Annotated in this window: 17 protein-coding genes; 6 read left to right on the top strand and 11 right to left on the bottom strand. The window is 38.9% G+C overall.

Translation table 11 applies throughout. The features are described 5' to 3' along the window. Window positions 1-2: 2 nt before the first annotated feature. The gene (locus B3317_RS01695) at window positions 3-1,991 is read right to left on the bottom strand and encodes a DUF3857 domain-containing protein (RefSeq protein ID WP_291107924.1); all 1,989 of its coding nucleotides are present in this window, start codon (window positions 1,989-1,991) and stop codon (window positions 3-5) included. Between the two features lie 339 nt (window positions 1,992-2,330). Here B3317_RS01695 and B3317_RS01700 point away from each other — a divergent pair, with 339 nt between their 5' ends. Further along, window positions 2,331-2,786 carry a GNAT family N-acetyltransferase gene (locus B3317_RS01700; protein ID WP_291107926.1) on the top strand — a complete coding sequence of 152 codons (456 nt, stop codon included), beginning with the start codon at window positions 2,331-2,333 and terminating at the stop codon, window positions 2,784-2,786. A gap of 56 nt (window positions 2,787-2,842) precedes the next feature. Here B3317_RS01700 and B3317_RS01705 read toward each other — a convergent pair whose 3' ends face one another. The 3 genes from B3317_RS01705 to B3317_RS01715 all read right to left on the bottom strand — a co-directional run bounded on the left by B3317_RS01705 (window position 2,843) and on the right by B3317_RS01715 (window position 5,007). Next, window positions 2,843-3,166, bottom strand: a complete 324-nt coding sequence (locus tag B3317_RS01705; RefSeq protein WP_006798612.1) for an RNA recognition motif domain-containing protein — start codon at window positions 3,164-3,166, stop codon at window positions 2,843-2,845. A gap of 253 nt (window positions 3,167-3,419) precedes the next feature. Beyond that, window positions 3,420-4,361 carry a riboflavin biosynthesis protein RibF gene (gene ribF, locus B3317_RS01710; protein WP_291107930.1) on the bottom strand — a complete coding sequence of 314 codons (942 nt, stop codon included), beginning with the start codon at window positions 4,359-4,361 and terminating at the stop codon, window positions 3,420-3,422. A gap of 13 nt (window positions 4,362-4,374) precedes the next feature. Next, complete coding sequence (locus B3317_RS01715) at window positions 4,375-5,007, bottom strand: HAD family hydrolase (RefSeq protein ID WP_291107933.1); 633 nt, start codon at window positions 5,005-5,007, stop codon at window positions 4,375-4,377. Between the two features lie 209 nt (window positions 5,008-5,216). Between B3317_RS01715 and recO the strand changes: the two genes are divergently transcribed. From recO to B3317_RS01740, 5 genes are all read left to right on the top strand, one after another. Next, window positions 5,217-5,939, top strand: a complete 723-nt coding sequence (recO, locus tag B3317_RS01720) for a DNA repair protein RecO (protein ID WP_291107935.1) — start codon at window positions 5,217-5,219, stop codon at window positions 5,937-5,939. A 65-nt stretch (window positions 5,940-6,004) separates the two neighbouring features. Next, on the top strand, window positions 6,005-7,798 hold the full coding sequence (locus B3317_RS01725; RefSeq protein ID WP_291107938.1) for a MutS-related protein: 1,794 nt from the start codon (window positions 6,005-6,007) through the stop codon (window positions 7,796-7,798). A 104-nt stretch (window positions 7,799-7,902) separates the two neighbouring features. Continuing rightward, entirely contained in the window at window positions 7,903-9,165 is a 1,263-nt protein-coding gene (locus tag B3317_RS01730; protein ID WP_291107940.1) for a DUF2851 family protein, read from the top strand. Window positions 9,166-9,210: 45 nt separating this feature from the next. After that, entirely contained in the window at window positions 9,211-10,422 is a 1,212-nt protein-coding gene (locus B3317_RS01735) for a DUF6051 family protein (protein ID WP_291107942.1), read from the top strand. Window positions 10,423-10,428: 6 nt separating this feature from the next. Beyond that, entirely contained in the window at window positions 10,429-11,079 is a 651-nt protein-coding gene (locus tag B3317_RS01740) for a 3-keto-disaccharide hydrolase (RefSeq protein WP_291107945.1), read from the top strand. 35 nt (window positions 11,080-11,114) lie between these two features. Here the strand turns inward: B3317_RS01740 and lpxB are convergent, their stop codons facing one another. The 7 genes from lpxB to B3317_RS01775 form a co-directional block, all read right to left on the bottom strand. Further along, on the bottom strand, window positions 11,115-12,257 hold the full coding sequence (lpxB, locus tag B3317_RS01745) for a lipid-A-disaccharide synthase (RefSeq protein ID WP_291107948.1): 1,143 nt from the start codon (window positions 12,255-12,257) through the stop codon (window positions 11,115-11,117). A gap of 84 nt (window positions 12,258-12,341) precedes the next feature. Continuing rightward, on the bottom strand, window positions 12,342-13,115 hold the full coding sequence (surE, locus tag B3317_RS01750) for a 5'/3'-nucleotidase SurE (protein ID WP_291107951.1): 774 nt from the start codon (window positions 13,113-13,115) through the stop codon (window positions 12,342-12,344). A gap of 169 nt (window positions 13,116-13,284) precedes the next feature. Then, complete coding sequence (locus tag B3317_RS01755) at window positions 13,285-14,370, bottom strand: RnfABCDGE type electron transport complex subunit D (RefSeq protein ID WP_291107953.1); 1,086 nt, start codon at window positions 14,368-14,370, stop codon at window positions 13,285-13,287. Next, window positions 14,357-15,643 (bottom strand): electron transport complex subunit RsxC, encoded by a 1,287-nt coding sequence (gene rsxC, locus B3317_RS01760; protein ID WP_291107956.1) that lies wholly within the window; start codon window positions 15,641-15,643, stop codon window positions 14,357-14,359. Before rsxC ends, B3317_RS01755 begins: the two co-directional genes overlap by 14 nt. A 28-nt stretch (window positions 15,644-15,671) precedes the next feature. Next, window positions 15,672-16,595 carry an FAD:protein FMN transferase gene (locus tag B3317_RS01765; RefSeq protein ID WP_291107959.1) on the bottom strand — a complete coding sequence of 308 codons (924 nt, stop codon included), beginning with the start codon at window positions 16,593-16,595 and terminating at the stop codon, window positions 15,672-15,674. 6 nt (window positions 16,596-16,601) lie between these two features. After that, window positions 16,602-16,757, bottom strand: coding sequence for a hypothetical protein (locus B3317_RS01770; protein ID WP_291107962.1), 156 nt, complete (start codon window positions 16,755-16,757; stop codon window positions 16,602-16,604). Next, window positions 16,754-16,996, bottom strand: a complete 243-nt coding sequence (locus B3317_RS01775; RefSeq protein WP_291107965.1) for a hypothetical protein — start codon at window positions 16,994-16,996, stop codon at window positions 16,754-16,756. Before B3317_RS01775 ends, B3317_RS01770 begins: the two co-directional genes overlap by 4 nt. Window positions 16,997-17,121 lie beyond the last annotated feature (125 nt).

The raw sequence follows: 17,121 nt of genomic DNA on the forward strand, positions 1-17,121 counted from the left end.
ATTTATTCTGCACTTGATACCTTTTTGAGTACAATCTGTTCTGAATTCTTGGCTATTAATTTTGAAAAGAAATCACGTAGACTCTCATATTCAGTAGGTAAGAATTGTAGCTTCTTCAATTGGTACTGATAATGAAGCCGGACTTGACTGCCTGATTGAACAACCCGGTAGATGAGGCTCATATCATTATCGTTGAGGAGCATTCTCTCACCTTTGGGTAACTCTTCTACTGTATATCCTTCTGGTACAATAAAATCTATTATTTGTACAAAATTGAGGAGATAGTCGAATTCGATTGGATACTCACGTGTTTCTTTCTTAAATGGATTCTCGGAATATGGTTTATCTGTAAGTGGAGTGATATATAAAAATTCATCAGCCGTGTCAATATCCGAGGATTGTATATAATTCATTTTCAAGGCCTCACTGGTGTTATCCAGATTAGATATAGAGAAACTGTCTATTTCACAGGAAAGTCTCTTACTTATCGATTCTATATAGTCATTTTGATCTTTATGGTTGTAGTAGCTGACCTTGGTATTGTATGCGGCAGCACCTTTGCGTGTGTCGGTTGATTTGCCGACAAGTTTAGAATCGTTAATAGTTATATTTATTGTTTTTAATATTGAACCGGTCGAAACTCCAGTAAGGTCCACCCAGTCGGAATAGTCTGTTCTCAGGATACGTGCTTGTGGTACCATGCATTTTTCGGGAAGCAAGTTCCAGTCTCCGTATTTGGCTGCGGCATCGGTAAAGTACATTGTAGTATCTATTTTGACGCCTGTAATTACATAGTTAAATGCTGATATACTAGGATGCGATATAGGCATGCGTCCATTACTTCTGGTACTCAATATTACGGGGAATGCATTGAATCCTCCGGCCTGGAGTGCGTTTATTAACAGGAAGTTTACGTCCGCGCTTGTACCAATTCCGTTCTTTAAGGCATCTTTCAGATTTTTTGGATAGAAAGCGTTGTGGTCATTCCATTTCACTTTGTATTTGACCATATCCTGTATTTCTTTTGCTCTGTCAAAGGTTACATTCCCTTTGGTTATTTCGTCTTTGAATAAATCCGCTTTCTTCAGATTACCTCCGAACAGACTGGATTCCATAATTTCTTTATCGATATTGCTCCACGATGAAGAATAGTTTTTCACTGTGGAATATGGCATTTGTATGCTTTTAAGTTCAAAAGAAACTTTCGATATATAATCGTTTATTGTCCATAGATACGATTCATTCTTAATAGCGGGAACATCGGTTGCCTCAAATGTATAACGATCGGCAGAACATCGTACCTGAGTTGCTTGCGATCGTCCGTTGTCATCTTTATACTGGATATGGAACGTCTCATTTACAGGCTCTTTCTTAGGCCTTAATGCGATGTATCCCTGAGTATTTAAGTTGTACCGGAAGTACTCAGGTAATATGACGTCAAATGAGGTGTAGAGAATCGGTATAGATGACTGAAAATTGAAATCGCGGAGATCGTAAAAGAAATCAGATACGATTGTGTATTTGTATTCTATAACAGATCCTACTTTTGCAGCAGGCATTGTAAATTTCCTTACTTTCCATTTATTGTCGGTATCTTCTTCAAAAATGAAATCTTTGGATAATTTTGTCTTCACTACTTTACCTCCTTCCAGATTGTAAGTTGTTCCGGATAACCCTCTGATATCTTCTTTTGATGAACTGCTCGCCTGATAATATGGGATTTCCTGGTCACACCACTCAAGGCCTTCGGTTTTAAGTATTTTTATCTTCACCTGAAGTGTGTATTCAAACTGAAAGCCATATAGGTTGTTGTAGACGAAGCGTGTATCACCTTTTTTCAATAACATAACGGCGGCGGCAGTCGTATCCTGAGGATATGAGGTCATCGACAATTCATCAACTGTGGCGTTACCGTACTTTGATTGTGAATAGCAATTATAACCATTCAGAAATACGAAAATAAACAGAATAAAGAGGGCAATCTTTTTCATAATATTAGGTTAATTAAATTAGAGTAAATGTATAAAAATGTTTATGAATATTAATTTGCCGAAAGTATGTCGTAAAGCATATTTCTGGTATTTTATACGCCTTTGGGGCCGGAATAAGGGAATTTCTCCCTATTGTTCTTTATTATATAAAACTGTTAACTGTTTTTTATATAAAAACTTTACAAAAGTGACACTTATGCATTGAATTTCTCATAGATGCTTTTTTTTCTTTTCATTCTTTTCAATAATTGTGAATCATCAATTGTAGGCTGATGGTTTTTTGTATGTATAGATAAATTTAAAAGGATATTTCCATATATTTATACTAAAAAAATTAATATGAAAATCAGATTGCTGAACCCCGGAGAGCAAATTCCGTACGATTTACTTCTTTCGGCTGATCCTTCGATAGAGGTCATCGGGAAATATCTGGATCGGAATTATACCTATGTTGCGGAAAAGGAGGGCAGGATAGTAGCTGTATATATATTATATCCGGTTGAAGCTGATATAATCGAAATAAAGAATATAGCAGTAGCTGAAGACTGTCGGAATCAGGGTGTCGGTACTGCCTTATTGGTTCATGCTGCCGGTATATCCAGAGATTCAGGATATAGTAAACTTATTATTGGTACCGCAGATGTTAGCTTGTCTCCTCTTAGCCTGTATCAGAAAAATGGATTTAAGATCTCAGGTGTTAAAAAGAATTTCTTCGTTGACAACTATCCGGAACCTGTATTCGACGATGGCGAGCGTTGTGTGGATATGGTAATGCTGGAAAAGAATCTCTTGTAAAAAACAAGAGAGCCATACTATCCAGTATGGCTCCTCATGTATTTTGTCAGAGACTATTAATATTCACGTCTTCTGTATCCACCATTATTGCCTCCACCTCTGTTATTGTCATAACTTCTGCGAGGACGATCACCTTCTGTGCGAGGACGAGCTTCAGAAACGGAAATAGTTCTTCCGTCATATTCAGCACCATTCAGTTCTTCAATAGCTTTTTGGCCAGCTGCATTGTCAGCTAATTCAACAAAACCGTAACCTTTAGAACGGCCAGTAGCTTTGTCCATAATAACTTTTGCTGAAGTGATTTCTCCGTATTCACTGAATAGATCCTTCAAATCATTGTCGTTGATGCTGTAGCTCAACCCTGCGATAAAAATGTTCATTGTAAAAAAATAAAATTAAATAATAAATACTCTATGCAGAAGATGTAAATAAATAGGAAAGCTAAAAGAAACTAGACAAGAAAGGTTACCAAAGAAGGGAAATGACTTGAAAAGAAAAATTTAAACTACACTTAAGAACTCTTATGCGATAGCAAATGTAAAAATAAAAATCAGTTATTTAGCATTTTAACCAATTATTTTTTTGTTACGCCTTGCTTTTTTATATTTTATTGTATGATTATGACTGAAAATGTCAGGAATTGAACCTTTTATAATTTTCAATGACACTGATCACCGTGTCCTTATCATTTCCGATTTGTTTCTTTAACGTATCGATGTCGATAAATTTCTCGTCAGGACGTACAAAATCAATGAATTCGGCCGTTAATTCCTTATTATATAGATCTCCGTCGAAGTTGAACAGATTTACCTCTATGCTTATATTATCTCCATTGTGGAGGGTGGGGCGCTTGCCTATATATAGCATACCATCATATCTTTGTCCCTCTACATGCACATATACTGCATATACTCCAAACGCCGGGATTACTTTATATGTTTCCCATACCTGGATGTTTGCCGTAGGAAAGCCTATTGTCCGTCCCACTTTGAAACCTTCCACTATCTTTCCCGAGATAGTATAGTTATACGAGAGCAATTTAGCGGCCTTACGGATATATCCTTCGGCGAGTAATTTGCGGATACGGGATGAACTCACATGTTCTTCTCCGGGAAGTTCCCGGGCTTCGATAACGTTGATCCCTATTTCACCGCCGTAGCGTTTATAGTCGGCAAAACCATCTTCCCTGTTATGCCCGAAGCGGTGATCGTATCCGATAACTAAAGTGTTTACTGAAAGTTTATCTTTTAGTATATCTTTCATAAACTCTCCGGCTGAGAGTTGGGAAATCTCCGTTGTAAAATCAAGACAGACACAATAATCGATTCCGGTGGAAGCCAGACGCTCTGTTTTTTCATCAAATCCGCAAAGCAATGCCGGTTGATAATCTTTTTGTAAAACCTTTCGTGGATGTACCGGAAAAGTAATAACGGCAGAGGGTAATTCACGTTTGGCCGCCTCCTCTTTCACCTGGTTTATCAGGAAGCGGTGACCGGTATGTACACCGTCGAAAAAGCCTATTGTAGCTACTAACGGCGCGTGTTGTAGTTTATGTTCTCTGTCTATAAGCAACATATGTGGCTATTGTTTATAATAATCCCCTATCTGTAAATACTTTTCGCAGGTCTTCATCCTGATCGGTCAGATAAGTTTGGAATCCCAGTTTTTCTCCGATCTCTACATTTGCTTTTCCGTCATCGAAGAAAAGCGTTTCGGCAGGGTCCATTTTGGAGTCGGCTATAATGAAATCGAAAATTTCCCGGTCTGGTTTAGCGCATCCTATTTCATATGATAAATAACATTTATCGAAATAAGCATTAATGGGTAATCCTTCAGGCGAAAACTCATGTGTCATGGCCCATCCCATTACTGAGGGATTGGTATTACTAAGTAAATAAACTTTATATTTTTTACGGAGGTCTTTCAGCAACTGATATTTATAATCAGGTATATCGACTAAAAAACCTAACCATGCATGGTCTATTTGTTCTGCTGTGACATTCGGATTATTCGACAATTTGCGGAATTCAGTAACAAAATCTTCACGGTTTATTTTGCCTTCTTCGTATTCGAGGAAAATCCCTTTCTGACGGAATTCTCCCAAATATTCGTTGATATTAGGGAATCCCAGTGCTGTAAAACGATCTAATGCGGTTTGTTTGTGCAGGCTTACTATCACACCACCAAAGTCGAAGAGGATGTTCTTAATGTTTTTGCTCATAAAATTGTAAAATTAGATTTTGCTCTATAATAGCACGAAGTTAGTTATTTATTCTTTAAGAGCCGTTATTTTCAATTTTGTATTTGTATTTTTGTTAACATTAAGTAGAAGAAAGTATTTAATGATATATTATATTTATTGGAGTCTGACTACTTGTTGTAATCTGAATAAGATAATAAATATGTCAGAGACCTTAAAATTGTTTCAGAGTGCTTTATAAAACAAGGGGTTTGGTACTCAATACCATCAATTATAACGATAAATATGTTCTTGCCCAGGTTTTTACAGAATCATTCGGGCGGGTAACTTATATGGTGTCGAAAGCCAGAGGTAAGAGTTCGAAAGTACCCAAATCTCTATTTTCGCCGCTTGCTATCCTCGATATGGAAGTAGAGCATCAGGCTTCCCGCGATATACAACGGATACGTGAAGCCCGCGCCGATATGTATTTGTATGATATATCCGGTGATTTGAGCAAGACATCCATGGCTTTTTTCCTTTCCGAATTTCTTACCCGGGTATTGAAGGATACGAACGATAGCCGGCTGCTTTTTAGTTTTCTGGAACAATCGGTACAGATTTTGGAAATGACAGATAAGAGTATTTCTAACTTTCATTTGGTATTCATGCTTAAACTCACCCACTTTTTAGGCTTTTACCCTAATTTGGAAGAGTACAGAGAGAATGGCTTGTTTGATATGATGAATGGCGAATTTGTTCTCTATCAGCCTTTGCATAAACACTTTCTGAACAGGACGGATAGTAAATCACTTTCGTTATTAGCCCGTATCTCATATGAAAATATGCACCATTTTGTCTTTTCGCGCCAAGACAGGATAAATATAATAAATAAGGTGCTGGAGTATTATCGCTTACATCTTTACGATTTTCCCGGTTTGAAATCATTGGATGTATTGCATGAATTGTTTTGATAGGGTTTCTAAATATCAAAATGGAATTTCATATATTCGTAGCTTGTAATATGTAACTAACATTTATGACATTGGAAGAAGTAAAGAATTCGTATAAAAATCGTATCGATAAAGAGAAAGCGACGTTATCCCAACTAAAGAGGGTCATATTTCAGGTAGGGACTTTCCGGTTGGTCATAGTCTTGGTTTGTATTGTTACCTGTTATATTTTGTGGAGTGATACACCAGTGGTGCTGACTGTAATAGGAGTATGTTTAGTGATCTATCTCTTTTTAATGAAATATCATAACCGGCTGTTTCTTCAAAAGAAGTATTGCGAATTACTTGTTCAAAATGCAGAAAACGAACTGAAAGGGATTGATTATGACTTTTCTGCATTCGACGGCGCTCCCGAAAAAGCAGATGCAAACCATAGTTACAGTGTAGATCTGGATTTGTTTGGTAATCATTCTCTTTTTCAATCAGTCAATCGGACTGTGACATCTTTCGGAAAAGACAGGCTGGCGGATACATTGCTTTACCCCTTCGAGAAGAAAGACGAAATCGTGGCTCAGCAAGAAGCATTGAAAGAGTTGAGAGGGAAGACCGAATTACTAGACCATTTCAGGGCAGTAGGGCAAATGACAGGTGCAGAAGATTTGAATATCCATTTCTTTTCACAGCAGTTTATGCAGACAAAGCTTTTATCCAAGAGTTTCTGGCGGTATTTTATGTATATTGCTCCTGTTGTTTCCGTTACGGTTCTTATTCTATGTATTGCCGGCCAGCTTCCATATGCTGTATTAGGTCTGGTCTGGACAATGTTCTTCTTGTTGAGTCTTGCTCCCCTAAAGGATATTAATGCGAAGAAGAACCTGTTTGAAAAAAAAATAGAGACGCTCGGTACATATTCGAAACTATTCAGAATAATAGAGAATGAAAAATTTGAATCTTTCTTATTAAATAAGATACAGGACAAGATAAACAGTGGAGAATCGGCGTCTCTGGCTATACACCAGTTGAAGGCGTATAGTAATAATCTCGACCAATCGTCGAATGTTCTGGGACTCCTTTTCCTCAATCCCTTCTTTTTCTGGAATGTTATCTATTCCATAAAAATAGAGAAATGGATTACCCATCATAAGGATAATATTATCACCTGGCTGAAAATTCTGGCAAAGTTTGACAGCCTTGTTTCTCTTGGGATCTTTGCCTATAATAACCCTGGTTACGCATATCCGCAAGTTGCAGATACTTTTATGCTGGAAGGAAAAGATATAGGCCACCCGATGCTTAACAGATGCGTTTGTGTCCGCAACGATGTGACGATAAGCCGGCATCCTTATTTTCTAGTTGTGACGGGGGCGAATATGGCCGGCAAGAGTACTTATCTGCGTACAGTCGGTATAAATTTAATCCTGGCATGTGCGGGTGCGCCTGTATGTGCGACATCGCTAAAGTTTTATCCTTATAAATTGGTTACAAATTTGCGGACTTCCGATTCGCTTACAGATAACGAATCTTACTTCTTTGCCGAACTCAAACGGCTGAAGATGATTATCGACCGTCTGCAATCGGGTGAGCAATTGTTTATTATTCTGGATGAAATACTGAAAGGAACCAATTCGGAAGATAAACAAAAAGGTTCTATTGCTCTGATGAAACAATTGGTTTCGCTCGATGGAAACGGGATAATTGCCACGCATGATCTCGTATTGGGTAATCTGGAACAAGAATTCCCGGATGCGATAAAGAATTACAGATTTGAGGCTGATATAAAGGATGAGCAGTTGTCCTTTACATACAAAATAAGGGAAGGTGTGGCCCAGAATATGAATGCAAGTTTTCTGATGAAAAAAATGGGAATAACAGGGCTTTGATGCCCCTCCCATCGTCCCCGAAAGGGGGAGGAGTTGATTGAATATTAATTTATGGCTTTGCTAAAGTACCCTAAGGGGGATTTAGGGGGCTTAACTAATATATTATGGAAGATATTCTACATTACATATGGAAATTCAGGCTTTTTCAGAAAGAACTGAAAACGACTACAGGCCAGCCTATAGAAGTGATTGACGTTGGTTTGCCTAACACAAATGAAGGCCCCGATTTCTTTAATGCGAAGATTAAGATAGGAGATAAGATTTGGGCTGGTAATGTGGAAATTCATAAATCATCGGATCAATGGATAAAGCATAAACATGATGTAGATAAGAATTATAACTCTGTTATACTCCACATTGTAGAAAAAGCTAATTGTGAGGTATATAATGAATCCGGGCAACTTGTAATGCAATGTGAAATTACTTATCCGAAACATATAATGGAGAATTATGATTTTCTCATTCATTCCAATACTGATATTCCTTGTTGTAATTATATAGGATCTATACCCTCTTTCCATCTCAATTCGTGGATGAATACCTTGCTGATAGAGCGTTTGGAACGAAAGTCGAAGCATATACAGGAGCTACTTGAGCGATATAATAACTCTTGGGAAGATGTATTTTATATAATTCTGTCGCGTAATTTCGGATTTGGGTTAAATTCCGATTCTTTCGAAAGATTAGCGCTGAGTCTGCCTTTGAAATATATCCGGAAGCAGGGTGATAACCTTATTCAGATAGAAGCCTTGTTGTTCGGGCAGTCAGGCATGCTGGACAATCTTAAAGTAAATGACGATTATTATTCATTACTACAAAAAGAATATGCTTTCCTGAAAAATAAATACGAACTGAACCCGTTAGAATCATATGTATTCAAAAGTTTAAGAACGCGGCCGACTGCTTTCCCTCAGATTCGGATAGCTCAGTTAGCTGCTTTATTACAGAGTTCTCATGGATTATTTTCTAAAATTACAGCCTGCGATGATGTGGGACGCATCAGGTTGATGTTTCATGTAAATACTTCTGAATATTGGCAGACGCATTATGCATTCGGAGTTTCATCCGAACGAAAGACTAAATATCTGGGAGATGCTTCTCTCGACATTATACTTATAAATACGGTAGCTCCGATTCTTTTTATTTATGGGAGGACTGTTGATAGTGAAATACATCGTGAGCGGGCACTTCATTTTCTTGAGATATTAAAGCCGGAGAGAAATTTAATAACGAAACGTTTCGAGAAACTCAAAATGCCATTAAATAATGCTGCCGATTCGCAAGCAATGATTCAATTGAAGCGTGAGTATTGCGAACTCAGGAAATGTTTATTTTGTAGAGTAGGGCATCAACTATTAACCAGTTAACAGTAATCCGTCAACAGTTGGCAAATCAATTAACCTATAACTAAAATGAAATATATAGATCTTTTTAATCATCTCAAAAAAATAGAGAATTATACTGATAGCGAGATTGAAATTGATAGTCATCTTGTTATGCGTAATTTTACTTTCGAGTCTAATTATCGTTTTATCCTTCCCGGAGGACTTGGTAATAATGACGACTATGAGTATATTCCAAGTATACCTGAAGATTATGAACCTGACGTCATTCAGCAAATGCTGAATAAGAAGGATGCGGAGATTATGGAAAATATAAAATTCCGCTACCATATGATAATGCCAAAGAAGGAGCAGAAGGCCAAGGGGATTATTTTTATGTTTCATGGCTTTAATGAAAAATACTGGAATAAATACCTGCCTTGGGCAAAATATATAGCGGAGAAAACAGGCAAATCGATAGTGATGTTTCCTATAGCTTTCCATATGAACCGTGCGCCTGCGACTTGGAGCAACTCGCGGGAGATGTATCATGTGAGCGAACAGCGAAAGCAGCGGCATCCTGATGTTATCTGTTCCAGTTTGTCTAATGTTGCTATCAGTACCCGTCTTCATAACAAGCCGCAACGGTTTCTTTGGTCAGGCCTACAGACTTATTATGATGTAATTGATTTTGTCGAAGCCTTTAAAGAAGGCTTACACCCGGCAATAGAAAAAGACGCTTCAATCGATTTCTTCTCTTACTCTATTGGTACATTCCTTGGCGAGATACTGATGATGAGCAATAAGGACGGGCATTTTACGCATTCAAAATATGCTACATTCTGCGGAGGTGCAGTATTCAACAGGCTATCACCCGTGTCAAAGTTTATTCTCGACAGTGAAGCCAATGTAAGTTTATATTCTTATGTGGTGGAACATTTGGAAAGCCATATGAAACGTGACGAAGTACTCCGCCATTATATGCATACCCATCCCGAGGGAAATAATTTCAGAAGTATGCTTAACTATCGGTCACAAACGATAGCCAGAGAAGATCGCTTCAGGGAAATGAGTCATCAATTCTATGCTATTACATTGGCTAAAGATGAGGTTGTACCTGCATATGAGGTTATTAATACATTACAGGGTTCGGACAGGGATATTCCGATCAGAATAGAGACATTGGATTATCCGTATAAATATATCCATGAAGACCCGTTTCCTGCGCTTCCGAAGATTGCGGATGAGGTGGATAAGCAATTCCGTTTAACTTTCGATAAAATAAGTGATTTTTTAAAATAAATACCGATGAATAAGATTTTTAATGTAGCAGTGTTGATCCTTTTGTTTCTAACGTCGTTCTCCGGACAGGCGAAAGCTCAGGAAGTGGAAAAGCTGTTTAACGGAACAGATTTATCTAACTGGAATTTTGTACTGGATAAAAATAACGTGCCGGCAGAAAAAGTGTTTTATGTAGAGGATGGCTTGATCCATATAGCAGGTGAGCCGCTTGGATATATGTATACCAAACAGAAGTACGGCAATTATCATTTGCATGCAGAATGGCGTTGGCCTCAGGGGATAGAATCAAATAGCGGGATTTTCTTATTGATAGAAAGACCGGAGACACCTTTCCCAAACGGTATAGAGTGTCAGTTAAAGGCCGGAAGCGCAGGTGATTTTGTATTGCTCAACGGTTCCGATCTGGCTGAATATAAGAATCCTGAAAGCGGACGCCCTAAATTTCCTGTGATCGCGAAGACTAAGGCATCAACGGAAAAAGTTGCAGGGGAATGGAATTGTGCTGATGTATATTGTCACTACGGAGTAATCTCGGTATATATTAACGGCGTTTTCCAGAATAAGGGTACAAATAAAATCAAAGAAGGTTATATCGGTTTACAGAGCGAAGGTAAAGATGTCGAGTTCAGGAACGTGACATTAACGCCGTTACCTTGAATATAAATAGATAGGGAGTAGAAAAGAAGGGGAATTTATTTCCCCTTTTTCAATTTCTCTATAATAATCTTCGCTGCGTGTCCGGATGCTCCCGGTTTACCCAGTATGTTTATTATTTCATCATATTCCGATAACATCTTATTGCGGTAGGAGTTGTCATTTAATAATCTGTCTGTTTCATTCCTTATGGCCCCGATGGAAAAGAATTTGGCGAATAACTCCTGCACTACTGCCTTATCCGCAATCAGATTGACAAGCGAAATATATTTTGTATGAAGCAGGTTCTTAAATACCCAATATACTACATGAGGTATCGGAGTTTCGTAACAGACAACCTGCGGAACGCGGAACAGCGCCGTTTCCAATGTTGCTGTACCTGATGTAACCAGCGCGGCCTCAGCGTATTCAAGTAAGCGGTAAGTTTGCCCAAAAACTATCTTACAGGGCTTATCCCCTATGTATTTTTTATAATAACCGGCTTCTATAGCAGGTGCTCCGGCTATGACAGGCTGGTAACCGGTAAATTTTTCTATCGATTCGAGCATCGCAGGCAGGTTATCTTTTATTTCCTGCTGACGGCTTCCGGCTAACAGCGCAATAATAGGTTTATTATCCAGCTTATTCTCTGATATGAATTTATCGTGGGTATCATCCTTATTCACTTCTCTGAAATTTGCCACCGCGTCCACTACAGGGTTACCTACATAGTGGATTCGGTAGTTATGCTTTTTATAGAAGTTTACTTCGAATGGAAGGATCGACAACATTTCATCCACATACTTTTTGAACGATTTTACCCTGTATTCTTTCCATGCCCATACTTTCGGCGAGATGTAATAATAGACAGGTATCTCTGTATGTGTCTTTATATATTTGGCTACTTTAAGGTTAAAGCCCGGATAATCTATAAGTATAAGTACATCGGGCTGAAACCTGATAATTTCCTCATTGCACATTTTCATGTTGCGCAGAATAGTCCTGAGGTTAAGCAATACAGGAATAAAACCCATAAAGGCCATTTCTCTGTAATGCTTTACCAGCCGGCCTCCCTGTGCTTGCATAAGATCACCTCCCAGAAAGCAGAACTCTGCATTTGCGTCCTGCTCTTTCAATGCCGCCATCAGATTCGACCCGTGCAGGTCGCCGGAGGCTTCTCCCGCTACAAGAAAATATTTCATAAGTTAGCTTTTAGCTTTTAGCTATTAGCTTATAGAATAAAGTTAGACAAGCTAACGGCTATAAGCTAATAGCTAAAAGCTTATTTATACTAAGTTTTCCCAAGCCCTTATCGGTTCCAGATAATCGTGATTTGTCATATCCACTTTTACGGGAACAACCGAAACATAATTGTGAGCTAATGCCCACTCATCAGTATTTTCATCGTGAGGCTCATCATTGGTAAATTCTCCGGTGAGCCAATATATCTGTTTGTTGGCACCATCTTTCGACAGTACAAATTCATTTGTCCATTTTCCGGACGTCTGACGGCATATTTTCAGACCTTTTATATCATGGCCTTTTGGTATATTTACATTAAGACAGGTTCCCGAAGGTAATCCATCTTTTAATACCTGGCTTGTAAGCATGCGTGTATATTTATGGCAGGCAGAGAAGTCTGCCTGGTAATCGTGATCGAGTAGTGAAAAACCGACAGAAGGTATCTTGAATACGGCTCCCTCCATAGCTGCACCCATTGTACCGGAGTATAGGACTGCAACAGCTGCATTCGACCCATGATTAATCCCTGAAAGGACAATATCGGGCTTACGTTTGGCCAGTTCGGTTATCCCCAACTTTACACAATCGACCGGGGTTCCTGTACAACTGTATATTTTCAGATCCGTCTCATCCTTTATTAAATGTGCCCGCAATGGTTGCAACGAAGTTATTGCGCTCGACATTCCCGAACGGGGTCCGTCCGGAGCCACTACGACTATTTCACCTAATCCTTTTACGCTTTCTATCAATTCATTTATGCCTTTTGCCTGATGCCCGTCGTCGTTTGTTATCAGTATCAGGGGCTTCTTATTATCCATTATTTTGAGTTTATATTTTTCAGTGTTTTGTTAAGAAACAAAGATACGTCAATATTTTTTAAATCTCTTGCAGTACATTTGCTTTATCTGGTCTGAGCGTAGAATGCAGATATATATTTTAAGTATTCTGTACATAATACGGAACCTACCCTTTTTGGAGTTGCGGCTGTTAACTATTAATCGTATTTCGCCCCATATCCTTGGCTATAAACCGCACGATACAATACAGGATAAAAATAAATACCAAATACATAATGGCTCCTAAATGATGTAAGTATATTACAGCAAATGTAGCAATCAGAATAGCAGCCGTGACGGATAATGCCTGCCACAGACGGGTATATACATCCAGCTTCTCACCCCATACCTTCGGGCGGAATACCCAGTTGACAGGACGGACAAAAGCATTGAGCAGAAGAATTGAGTATGACATGTATTCGTATTTTACGTCATTGAGAATACAAATAATGGCTACAACGCCTATCATTGCGCCATAATAGAGTTTCCCACATTTAGTAGAGGCACTGGAGGGCATATCGGTAGCCATAAAGATAGCCCCCAATAACAAACCTCCTAACGAAAACTGTATGCTATATGGAGTGAATGCTGAGAATATCAATAGTAGAACGGTGAATGCTACCAGTAAGGCTGTAGGTATATGCCACGAAATCCGGCGACGTACCAAAAGAAATATTCCTCCTGCGATTAACAACAGAACAGAATATTCTCCTATGGCTCCCGAAGCTTTATATATCAGCTGATCGAAGAATTTATCTCCGATAAGATTGAGTTCGGGCATATTCACGGCTGTTTTATCATACCATATGGTACGGGAAGTCATTACCACCGGAAAGAATATTGCCATAAATTCGCGTCCGACCAAAGCCGGATTGAATATATTGCGCCCCATCCCGCCCCAGAGAAGTTTTCCGAACAGTACCGCCATGGCTCCGCCGAACGCGACGATATACAGAGGCGTAAAAGGCGCGATGGTAAACGATAACAGAATGCCCGTTATAATGGCCGAGCCATCGGCTACAGAATCTGTCTGTTTGAAAAAGATAGCGGAAAAGATAAATTCGGTTACCAGAGCACTACCTACTGCTACAAGTATCACCATTAAAGGGACAAAGCCGAAAGCCAGATATGATATGGCTATACAGGGAAGTAAAGAAATAATGACATCGGTCATTATTTTGCCGGTACTTACATCTTTCCTTACAAAAGGAGCATATATCATTTTATCGTATTGCATCTGCCAGTTGTTTTAATTTGATCTTCCCTTCCTTAATACTCTCTATCAGGGGTACATTGCTCGGGCAAATATATTCGCAAGCAGCGCATTCTATACAGCTGCTGATACTGTATTTTTCGAGATTGAAGTATTTTCCCCTACGGAAATTTTCTTCGAACTTCATCGGCATCAGATACATCGGGCATACATCTACACAATAGCCGCAGGATATGCAATTACTGCGCTTGATTTTCTCTTTACGGAAGAACAGTACTCCGGACGAACCTTTCGATACTGGTACATTCCAATCGGTAATACCCCGTCCCATCATAGGGCCTCCCAATACAACTGTCTTATTTGTAACAGACAAGCCAAACAGTCTTATAAAATGACCGACAGGCGTACCTATCTTAACTTCAAAATTACCCTCGTTGCGTGATTCCTCTCCCGATATGGTTATTGTCCGGCTAATTACCGGATGGCGGTTTACCACTGCGTCATATATGGCACAAATAGTTCCTACATTACTAACGATAACCCCTATATCACGGGGACGTTGAGAGCGGGGCATTTCGATACCCGTTACCGACCTGATAAGCTGGAGTTCGCCACCTTGAGGGTATTCATTCGGGAGAACTACAATACGGTAGTTCTTATATTCGGCTTTTTGAAGTAATGGATTGAATATCTTCTGAAGTTCCTTATTCTGTTCTTCGATAGTGATGACAATATCATCTGCCTGAAGTATTCTGTTTGCTATACCAATTCCCTTGAATAGTTCTTCTGTATGTTCCGCCATCAAAGCATAATCGGCAGTAAGGTATGGTTCGCATTCTGTTCCGTTGATAATAAAGGTATTTATCTTCTGGCCCCCAAGCCTATATTTTAGTGATGTAGGAAATTGAGCTCCCCCTTCTCCAACTATTCCGGCTGCTTCTATCAGTTCTATTAGTTGTTCGGAAGTGTAAGAATAAGTATCATCTTTCGGTAGTTCGGTTTCTGTCTCCTGAAAATCATTATTTATAACTATGGTAGTCGCCATGAAGCCGTCTGCCTGTAAAGCTTCTTTTATATCGGTCACTATTCCCGAAACCGGGGAATGCATATTAGCGGGCATATTATTTATGCTCTGTGCTATCAATTGGTATTTCTTTACCTTGTCCCCTACATTCACAATAGGCTCAGGCATACTACCGTAAGATTTGAGCAAAGGAATATAAAGAACCGGGGCATCATCGAGAGGTCGAATCTTCAGCTTCTTAGTCTTACTCTTCATTGAAAAAATATGCATCATAAGCAGAATATTGATTATAAGTTATGAATTATAAATGATGAGTTAAGGCATCGAAACCCTTGGTACAGGTTATTCTGTTATCCTCATCTATCATGAAGCCTTCGAATTTAAAATCGGGAGCCAGTATATCTGCTTTTTGCAGAAATCCTTCCGCCGTTTCATTAAACAATGCAGTAGAGAGTATATCTCCAAGCATACAATTATCGCTTACTATACCAATCTGCTTAGTGGTAGATGGAAATCCTGTTTTAGGATTCAATATGTGTCCGTACTTTTTTCCTTCTATATTCACAAAAGTCTTGGCTTGAGACGAAGTTGAGTAACACTGGTTACTGATATCCAAGTTAAAAAGCTCTTGCTCATCATCCGGGTTTCTTGCTATTACCTGCCACGCCGGATGCGATTCGTTATTGATTGCCCGGATAGTACTTCCTCCTGCATTGATAATAGCATCCGTAATACCAATATTGGCCATCTTTTCCACAAGTTTATCAACTGCAAAAGCTTTGATAAACGAACCTGTAATAATTTCCTGGCCTCTTCCTATCCTGACCCGGTTTCCTTCTATTTCAATTCTGCGGTAGTCAATTCGTTTCTTTGCCGCCATGAGTTCCTCAGAAGAGGGTATTCCTTGTTGTCTATCCTTGTAGAAACCCCATAGACGAAGCAGCGGCATGATAGTAATATCGTATGTACCATCGAAATAAGCGGAAAAGCCAATAATCCGCTCTAATATCTTAACCGTTTCATCGTCAACCTCAACAAAGTGTCCTGCATGTTTATTTATCCGGTCAATATATGAATCCGGCTGATAGGAGTTATACTTCTTGTCTATATCCTCCAAAACAGCATATAACTCATCGAAAATATCGTCTTCATAAAAAGCTGATATTTTAATCTTTATATGAGCATGAAACAGGAAACGCGTCTGTGCCTTGTATAATAACTCCATTATTAATTACTCGGTTCCCGAAGCTTCTTCCGGAGTCGCTTTTTCTATTACTGTTTGTTTTGGTTCTTCTACTTTCTTCGGCTCTACTTCTACTTTCTTCTCCGCTTCTTTTTTTACAGCGGGTACAGTAGATACAGCTTTCGGTTTTGCCGGAGTATTCACAGGAGTTCCTTCTTCACCTCTTTAGGTTGCGCTTCTGCCGGCTGTTCCGTTTGGGGCTTCTCGTCTTCTTTTTCAGTTGCAGCGACAGGCAGAACCTCTACCTCCTTGGCAGCTTTATCTTTCTCTTCTTCAGCTTTGGCGGTATTATTCGCCGCATTTACCTTATAACCCCATATAATGAGAATGACACCGAAAAGGAATAGCGTTATTTTTTTTATATTTTGTATTATATTACGCATACTTTTAATAAGTTATGATTATTTGATTTCCTTGTCGCAAATGTAAAATAATAGTTTGACTTGAAAAAAAACATTAACTATTTATAGCATTTTGATTTTAGTATAGATAAAACTAATAAAGTTTT

This window comes from Dysgonomonas sp. UBA7710, from assembly GCF_002482385.1.
Classification (GTDB): domain Bacteria; phylum Bacteroidota; class Bacteroidia; order Bacteroidales; family Dysgonomonadaceae; genus Dysgonomonas.